This is a genomic window from Microbacterium sp. (assembly GCF_036277215.1).
Classification (GTDB): Bacteria; Actinomycetota; Actinomycetes; order Actinomycetales; family Microbacteriaceae; genus Microbacterium.
This window is the reverse complement of the sequence record NZ_DASUNI010000331.1, coordinates 1-7691: the sequence shown is the minus strand read 5'-3', so window position 1 is coordinate 7691 and position 7691 is coordinate 1. Positions and strand designations below refer to the sequence as shown.

Here is a 7691-nt window from a genome sequence, read left to right as displayed (position 1 = left end):
ACCGCCGAATACCTCGACTACGTGCTCACCCGCATCACGCTGCCGGGCTCGCTGTACCTGGGCTTCATCGCCCTGCTTCCCCTGATCGCCCTCGCGGCGGTCGGCGCGAACCAGAACTTCCCGTTCGGCGGCGCCTCCATCCTGATCATCGTCGGGGTGGGCCTCGAGACGGTCAAGCAGATCGACGCGCAGCTTCAGCAGCGCCACTACGAAGGACTCCTGCGATGACCGCAGCGCAAAGCGCACGCCTCCTGATCGTCGGCCCGCAGGGCTCCGGCAAGGGAACCCAGGGCATCCGGATCGCCGACGCGTTCGGCATCCCGGCCATCTCGACCGGCGACATGTTCCGCGCCGCGATCTCGAACGGCACCGAGCTGGGCCAGAAGGTCACCGAGATCATCCACGCGGGCAATCTCGTGCCCGACGAGCTGACCAGCGCCGTGGTGCGCGAGCGGCTCGAGCAGGACGACGCCGCGGCCGGGTTCCTGCTGGACGGGTACCCGCGCAACCTCGGTCAGGTCGCCGCCCTCGACGAGATCCTCGGCGCTCGCGGTGAGGAGCTGGACGCGGTGATCGAGCTCGTCGTGCCGCGCGACGAGAGCATCGAGCGGCTGTCGCTGCGCGCTGCGGAGCAGGGTCGCACCGACGACACCGAGCAGGTCATCGCGAACCGACTGGCGATCTACGAGCGCGAGACGGCGCCGATCCTCGACGTGTACCGCGAGCGGGGCATCGTCGACGAGATCGACGGCGTCGGCAGCCTCGACGAGATCACCGATCGCGTGATCGGCGCGCTCGAGCGGCGCGGGCTGATCCGCACCGCCGCCGTCTGACGTGACGTCGCCGCGCTTTCCACTCCGGCCGTGACCCCTCGCCTGCCCGTCCGCCGTTCGATCTACAAGTCGACCGCGCAGCTGCGCGCGATGATCGAGCCAGGGCTGATCACCGCCGCCGCCCTCGACGCGGTGCGCGCGCTGATCGCACCCGGAGTCACCACGCTCGAGCTGGATGCCGCGGCATCCGCTGTCATCACCGGCCGTGGCGCGAAGTCGAACTTCCAGATGGTGCGCGGCTACCGGCACACGATCTGCGCGTCGGTGAACGAGCAGGTGGTGCACGGGATCCCGAACTCGCGCGCGCTCGAGCCCGGCGACATCGTCTCGATCGACGCCGGCGCCGAGTATCACGGGTGGAACGGCGACTCGGCGTTCACGTTCGTGGTCCCCGACGAGTCGCGCCCTGAGGTCGTGGCCGAGCGCTCGCGCCTGTCGGAGGTGACCGAGGGGTCACTCTGGGCGGGGATCGCGGCGCTCGCGACCGCAAGTCACCTCGGCGAGGTCGGCGCAGCGGTGCAGGATCACATCGACCGATCGGGCGAGGGCTACGGCATCCTCCGCGAGTACGTCGGCCACGGCATCGGGCGCAAGATGCACGAGGCGCCGTCGGTGTTCAACTACCGCGTGCCCGATCCGGGCGCCGAGGTGCGGCCCGGACTCGCCGTGGCGATCGAGCCGATGGTCGTGCTGGGTGACCAGGCGACCTTCGTCGAGGACGACGACTGGACCGTCTCGACCCGCGACGGAACGGCGGGCTCACACTGGGAACATAGCGTCGCGGTGCATGATGACGGGATCTGGGTGCTGACGGCCCCCGACGGCGGTGCTGCAGGGTTGGCGCCGTTCGGTGTGACTCCCCGCGAGATCGGATAGGAAGCGCGATGGCAACGAAGGTCCAGAAGTCGACGAACTGGTTCGCGATCTGGGTGAGCGTCGCCGTCGTCGCCGTGCTCGTCCTCGTCGGGGCCCTCGTGGTGTGGATGAACAACACCTCCGCCGATCCCGGGCCGACCGTCGCGCCGACCGCCCCGAGCATCAACGCCGAGACCGGCGCGATCGCCGTCGGCACCGGTTCGCAGACGATGGACACGTACATCGACTTCATGTGCCCCGTGTGCAACCAGTTCGAGCAGCTGTACGGCGAGGCGATCCAGGACCTGGTCGACGACGGCACGATCACCCTGAACATCCACCCCATCTCGATCCTCGACCGCATGTCGTCGGGCACGGAGTACTCGACGCGGGCGGCGAACGCGATGTACTGCGTCGCAGCAACTGTGCCCGAGGCGTCGGTGCCCTTCATGCAGGCTCTGTTCGCGAACCAGCCGGCGGAGGGCTCGACCGGGCTGACCAACGAGCAGATCATCGAGATCGCGGCGGGCGTCGGCGCGCCCGGGATCGACGCGTGCGTCAACGACGGCCAGTACTCGGGCTATGTGGCCGCGATGTCCGAGCAGACCCCGATCGCTCCGGGCTCCACGGGGATCGGCACGCCGACGATCGCGATCAACGGCACGGTCATCGCCAACTCGTCGCTGCCCGTGCCCGCGCAGCTGGGCGCGCTGTTCGAGGGGTAGGCGTCGCGCTCCGGCCCTTGCGCGAAACCCTCCGAGTTGCGCGAAACCCTCCGTTTGGTGCGCACGGATTGGATGGTTTCGGTCGTTTCGGAGGGTTTCACGTGGCTTGACGGGCTTCGCGCGCAGGGCTCCTCCACAGGGGTGCGCGAAGGGCGTGCTGTACGCACAAACCGGATGCTGCGATGAGGTCGACGCGGTGCGAAAGCATCATCGGCTATGCGCGTGGACGAGGCCCGAACACATCTCATCTCCCGCGCCCAGCTCGAACGCCGGGGGAGCGGGCCTCGGCAGGTCGCAGCCGAGGTCGCCGCCGGCCGGCTCCGGCGTGTGCATCCGGGCTGGTACGTCGACGGCGCGACCTGGCGAAGCGTGTTCGCTGAGACGCGGCACCTCTTCTCTGTCGTCGCTGCGGCGCAACGCATCCGAAGCGATCGAACCGTCGTCTCTCACCACTCCGCCGCGGTCGCCTGGGAGCTCCCGCTCTACAGGCTCGCGCCGAGGCTCGTCCACGTCAGCGGTGACAACGCCGACGGGTGCACCGGGAGGCAGACGCTCGGCGTCGCCCGCCATGCGGTGGCGGCGCCGCCATGCGATCGCGCGGAGATCGACGGCATCCTGTGCACGTCACTGGAGCGCACGATCTTCGACATGCTCCGCGCGGCTCCGGCGGAGGCGGCCCTGGCGATTGCGGATGCCGGATTCCGCCGAGCCGCGTGGGACGACCGCTCGCGCACCTACGACATCGTCGCGGCCGAGCGGCTGCGCGAAGCGCTGGCGACTCGCGTCCGAGCCGCAGCCGGTGGACGCGGCATCCGCCAGGCTCGGCGTCTGTTGCCGCTTGCCGACGGGCGCGCCCAATTGCCGGGTGAGAGCGTCAGTCGGCTGCGGCTCGACGAACTCGGATTCGCAGAGCCGCGCCTGCAGGTTGCGATACCCGGACCTGCGGGTCGGACGTACTACTGCGACTTCGGGCTCGACGACGTCGGTGCATGGGGTGAGTTCGACGGCGTGAGTAAGTACCTCGATCCGGATCTGAACGGGGGGCTCACTGCGGGGGAGGCCGTCATGGCGGAGAAGGCCCGCGAGAACTGGATCGTCGCGACGACGGGCCGACGCATCGTGCGGTGGGGCAGCGAGCACATCGACTCTGCGACGACGTTCGAGCGGCACCTCGCGACGTACGGCATCCGCCCGCCCCGCTGAGTTCCCCTGTTCACGCGCCAAACCATCCGAAATACGCGAAACCATCCGAATTGCGCGCACAAGACGGAGGGTTTCGCGCAACTAGGAGGGTTTCGCGCAGAGCGGAGGAGCGCCCGCGGGGTCAAGTTGCCGCGGCATCCTCTATCACGTATGCTTGATCCTTGGTGCGTTGCGCCTTCATCGGCGTGTCCGAGCACCAATCCCACCCAAACCGCAGACCGACCGGTCTGCTGAGCGTTAGCGAGTGTATGGCGAAGAAAGACGGTGTCATCGAGATCGAGGGCGTGATCTCCGAGGCGCTTCCCAACGCGATGTTCCGCGTTGAGCTGAGCAACGGACACAAGGTCCTCGCCACGATCTCGGGCAAGATGCGGCAGAACTACATCCGCATCATTCCGGAGGACCGCGTGGTCGTGGAGCTCAGCCCCTACGACCTCACCCGCGGCCGCATCGTCTACCGCTACCGCTAGACCGGTCGAGAAGTAACGGCCCGACGGCCGGCGAACACCGCCGTGCCCGAGGGTACGAAGACAGCGAACAGGAAACATCATGAAGGTCAACCCCAGCGTCAAGCCCATCTGCGATCACTGCAAGGTGATCCGCCGACACGGCGTCGTCATGGTCATCTGCAAGTCCAACCCGCGTCACAAGCAGCGCCAGGGCTGAACCAGGATTTCGACGGATGCCGCCGCCCGCGGCATCCGGAACATCACAACTGAACACACAACTGGCAGGACCAGAACCCCGCGAGGGGGGACACCTCGGGCTGGAGGCCCGGGCACCGGTCCTGCTCCACACCTCCACATCACTCTCAGGAGAACCGCATGGCACGTCTTGCCGGCGTTGACATCCCGCGCGACAAGCGCGTGGTGATCGCCCTCACCTACATCTACGGTGTAGGCCCGAACCGCTCGAAGGACATCCTCACCGCGACCGAGATCAGCCCGGACGTTCGCGTGAAGGACCTCAGCGACGAACAGCTCATCCAGCTCCGCGACTACATCGAGGGCAACTACAAGGTTGAGGGTGACCTCCGCCGCGAGGTCGCCGCCGACATCCGCCGCAAGGTCGAGATCGGCTCGTACCAGGGCATCCGCCACCGCCGTGGCCTGCCCGTGCACGGTCAGCGCACCAAGACCAACGCCCGCACCCGCAAGGGACCCAAGCGCACCGTCGCCGGCAAGAAGAAGGCGCGCTAGGCCGCCGCCTGCGCATCAGGATTCAGGAGAATCGCACATGGCTGCACCCAAGACCGCCGCGCGCAAGCCGCGTCGCAAGGAAAAGAAGAACATCGCGCTGGGCCACGCCCACATCAAGTCGACGTTCAACAACACGATCGTCTCGATCACCGACCCGGCCGGCGCCGTCATCAGCTGGGCCTCGTCGGGTGGCGTGGGCTTCAAGGGCTCGCGCAAGTCGACTCCGTATGCCGCTGGCATGGCCGCTGAGTCGGCCGCCCGCCAGGCGCAGGAGCACGGCGTCAAGAAGGTCGACGTCTTCGTGAAGGGCCCCGGTTCGGGCCGCGAGACTGCGATCCGTTCGCTCCAGGCCGCCGGCCTCGAGGTGGGCTCGATCAGCGATGTGACGCCGCAGGCGCACAACGGCTGCCGCCCGCCCAAGCGCCGCCGCGTCTGACCAATCGGCCGCTGTGCGGCCTGCTCGAGCCCGTTTCGGTTATCGAGTAGGCCGCGCAGCGGTCGCCCGCAGACTTCGGATGCCGCGCCACCAGGGCTCGCGGCATCCCCGAGAAAAACTCAACACTCTCACCCATTGCACGTGTCATATAGCGGATACGTGATTGAAAGGAACACATAGTGCTCATCGCACAGCGTCCCACTCTGACCGAGGAGAAGATCGGGGAGTTCCGCAGCCGGTTCATCATCGAGCCGCTCGAACCCGGTTTCGGTTACACGATCGGCAACGCGCTGCGTCGCAGCCTGCTGTCGTCGATCCCCGGCGCAGCCGTCACCAGCATCCGTCTGGACGGCGTCCAGCACGAGTTCAGCACCATCCCGGGTGTGAAAGAGGACGTCACCGAGATCATCCTCAACATCAAGCAGCTCGTCGTCTCCAGCGAGCGCGACGAGCCCATCACCGCGTACCTGCGCAAGACGGGTGCCGGCGAGGTCACGGCCGCTGACATCTCGGCTCCGGCCGGTGTCGAGGTGCACAACCCCGAGCTGGTCATCGCGACCCTGAACGACACCGCGAAGTTCGAGCTCGAGCTCACGATCGAGCGTGGCCGTGGCTACGTCTCGGCGACCCAGAACCGCAACGAGTACGCCGAGTCGGGTCAGATCCCCATCGACTCGATCTACTCGCCCGTGCTCAAGGTCAGCTACCGCGTCGACGCGACGCGTGCCGGTGAGCGCACCGACTTCGACAAGCTCGTGCTGGATGTCGAGAGCAAGTCCTCGATCGCCCCCCGCGACGCTGTGGCGTCCGCCGGTCGCACGCTCACCGAGCTGTTCGGTCTGGCTCGCGAGCTGAACGTCGAGGCCGAGGGTATCGAGATCGGCCCCGCGCCGGTCGAGACCGTCCTGTCGAACGAGCTGTCGATGCCGATCGAAGACCTCGACCTGTCGGTCCGGTCGTACAACTGCCTCAAGCGCGAGGGCATCAACACGGTCAGCGAGCTCGTCGCCCTGTCCGAGACGCAGCTCATGAACATCCGCAACTTCGGTCAGAAGTCGGTCGACGAGGTGCGCGACAAGCTCATCTCGCTCGGGCTGTCGCTGAAGGACTCGGTCCCCGGGTTCGACGGCGCGCACTTCTACGGCGGCTACGACGACGAGACCGTCTGAGCTTCCGCTCATCCGATTCTGACCCTGGAGTAAGAAAGCATGCCTAAGCCCACGAAGGGCCCCCGCCTCGGAGGCGGCCCCGCACACGAGCGCCTGATGCTGGCGAACCTCGCCGCGGCCCTGTTCACGCACAAGTCGATCAAGACGACCGAGACCAAGGCCAAGCGCCTGCGTCCGCTCGCCGAGCGCCTTGTCACGTTCGCCAAGCGCGGCGACCTGCACGCACGCCGTCGCGTGCTGTCGATCATCGGTGACAAGGAAGTCGTGCACGTCCTGTTCACAGAGATCGCGCCGCTGGTCGCGGACCGTGAGGGCGGCTACACCCGCATCACGAAGGTCGGCAACCGCAAGGGCGACAACGCCCCCATGGCGGTCATCGAGCTCGTCCTCGAGCCGGTGAACCCGAAGCCCAAGAGCGCCAAGAAGTCCGCTGCGGCTTCGTCGGCCGCTGCGCCCGCTGCGGCGGCGTCGGCCGAGGATTCGGCTGACGATTCGGTCGACGAGGTCGAGGCCGACGAGGCTTCTGCCGACGAGGTCGACGCGGAGGCGGATGCCGGTGCTTCCGCCTCTGCGGACGACACCGCTGCCGATGCCGGTGCCGAGTCGCCCGAGGAGGGCGCAGCCGCACTGGCTGCCGCCGAGGATGCCGTCGTCGCGCCCGAGAAGGCCTGACACTTCTTCACCTGCGAGACCCGCGTGCCCTTCGGGGCCCGCGGGTCTCGCTGCGTTTGCGGCGGTCGCGGCTGGTGTTCACGCTCCCGGCCCGCGATTGTCGGCGGGCGGCGAGGCGAAAGACGGGCCGCGAGCGCGGGGTTCAGCGACGACGGCTCGAGGCACGCCGCGTTCGCGGAGATACCGATCGAACCGGGCCGGCGAGATCGAGTCGTCCCACAGCCATCGGTCGAACGAGGCGACCAGCGGGCGGAGCGCGTCTTCACGCTGCTTCTCGCGGACGACGACCTCGGCAGTGGGCGAATCTCGCGTGTACTCGGCGCGGGTGTACTTGTGGACGCCGTCGAACTCACCGATCTTCCGCACGGTCGGCCAGAAGAAGTCGACGTCGCGTCGTTGCCCGCGGGTGTCGACGAACCTCACCTGCAGCTCGGGCGCTGCGTAGCCCAACTCGTGGATGCGCGCGCGCGACAACGACTCACCGGCGTTCGCCGCACGAGCGTCGCCGAATTCGATGGCTGCCTGGGCGGCCCGGTGCCCGTACCGCGCGCCCATCCTCTCGAGCTCGTCGAGGAGAGTCGTCGTGGAGAGCCCGCGCC

General features: G+C 67.9%; 10 protein-coding genes and 2 pseudogenes. 11 read left to right on the top strand and 1 reads right to left on the bottom strand.

Annotated features, from left to right (window positions below; all coding sequences use genetic code 11):
* From VFX99_RS15925 to rplQ, 11 genes and pseudogenes are all read left to right on the top strand, one after another.
* Positions 1-228, top strand: a pseudogene (locus tag VFX99_RS15925) (preprotein translocase subunit SecY); the annotation flags it as partial.
* A complete protein-coding gene (locus VFX99_RS15920; RefSeq protein ID WP_329667265.1) occupies positions 225-833 on the top strand; it encodes an adenylate kinase in 609 nt (202 codons plus the stop codon). The pseudogene VFX99_RS15925 and the gene VFX99_RS15920, both read left to right, overlap by 4 nt.
* 42 nt (positions 834-875) lie before the next feature.
* Positions 876-1709, top strand: a complete 834-nt coding sequence (gene map, locus VFX99_RS15915; RefSeq protein WP_329667266.1) for a type I methionyl aminopeptidase — start codon at positions 876-878, stop codon at positions 1707-1709.
* A gap of 8 nt (positions 1710-1717) precedes the next feature.
* A complete protein-coding gene (locus VFX99_RS15910; RefSeq protein ID WP_329667264.1) occupies positions 1718-2413 on the top strand; it encodes a DsbA family protein in 696 nt (231 codons plus the stop codon).
* Positions 2414-2635: 222 nt separating this feature from the next.
* Positions 2636-3616 carry a hypothetical protein gene (locus VFX99_RS15905; RefSeq protein WP_329667263.1) on the top strand — a complete coding sequence of 327 codons (981 nt, stop codon included), beginning with the start codon at positions 2636-2638 and terminating at the stop codon, positions 3614-3616.
* A 248-nt stretch (positions 3617-3864) separates the two neighbouring features.
* On the top strand, positions 3865-4086 hold the full coding sequence (gene infA, locus VFX99_RS15900) for a translation initiation factor IF-1 (RefSeq protein WP_017201569.1): 222 nt from the start codon (positions 3865-3867) through the stop codon (positions 4084-4086).
* A gap of 79 nt (positions 4087-4165) precedes the next feature.
* On the top strand, positions 4166-4282 hold the full coding sequence (rpmJ, locus tag VFX99_RS15895; RefSeq protein WP_056224002.1) for a 50S ribosomal protein L36: 117 nt from the start codon (positions 4166-4168) through the stop codon (positions 4280-4282).
* Positions 4283-4440: 158 nt separating this feature from the next.
* Positions 4441-4815 carry a 30S ribosomal protein S13 gene (rpsM, locus tag VFX99_RS15890; RefSeq protein ID WP_329667262.1) on the top strand — a complete coding sequence of 125 codons (375 nt, stop codon included), beginning with the start codon at positions 4441-4443 and terminating at the stop codon, positions 4813-4815.
* Positions 4816-4852: 37 nt separating this feature from the next.
* Positions 4853-5251 carry a 30S ribosomal protein S11 gene (gene rpsK, locus VFX99_RS15885; protein ID WP_329667261.1) on the top strand — a complete coding sequence of 133 codons (399 nt, stop codon included), beginning with the start codon at positions 4853-4855 and terminating at the stop codon, positions 5249-5251.
* A gap of 179 nt (positions 5252-5430) precedes the next feature.
* The gene (locus tag VFX99_RS15880) at positions 5431-6420 is read left to right on the top strand and encodes a DNA-directed RNA polymerase subunit alpha (protein WP_329667260.1); all 990 of its coding nucleotides are present in this window, start codon (positions 5431-5433) and stop codon (positions 6418-6420) included.
* Positions 6421-6459: 39 nt separating this feature from the next.
* Positions 6460-7092, top strand: coding sequence for a 50S ribosomal protein L17 (gene rplQ / locus VFX99_RS15875; RefSeq protein WP_329667259.1), 633 nt, complete (start codon positions 6460-6462; stop codon positions 7090-7092).
* A 78-nt stretch (positions 7093-7170) separates the two neighbouring features.
* On the opposite strand, the pseudogene VFX99_RS15870 reads toward rplQ, so the two are convergent.
* Positions 7171-7691 (bottom strand): annotated as a pseudogene (locus VFX99_RS15870) (hypothetical protein); the annotation flags it as partial.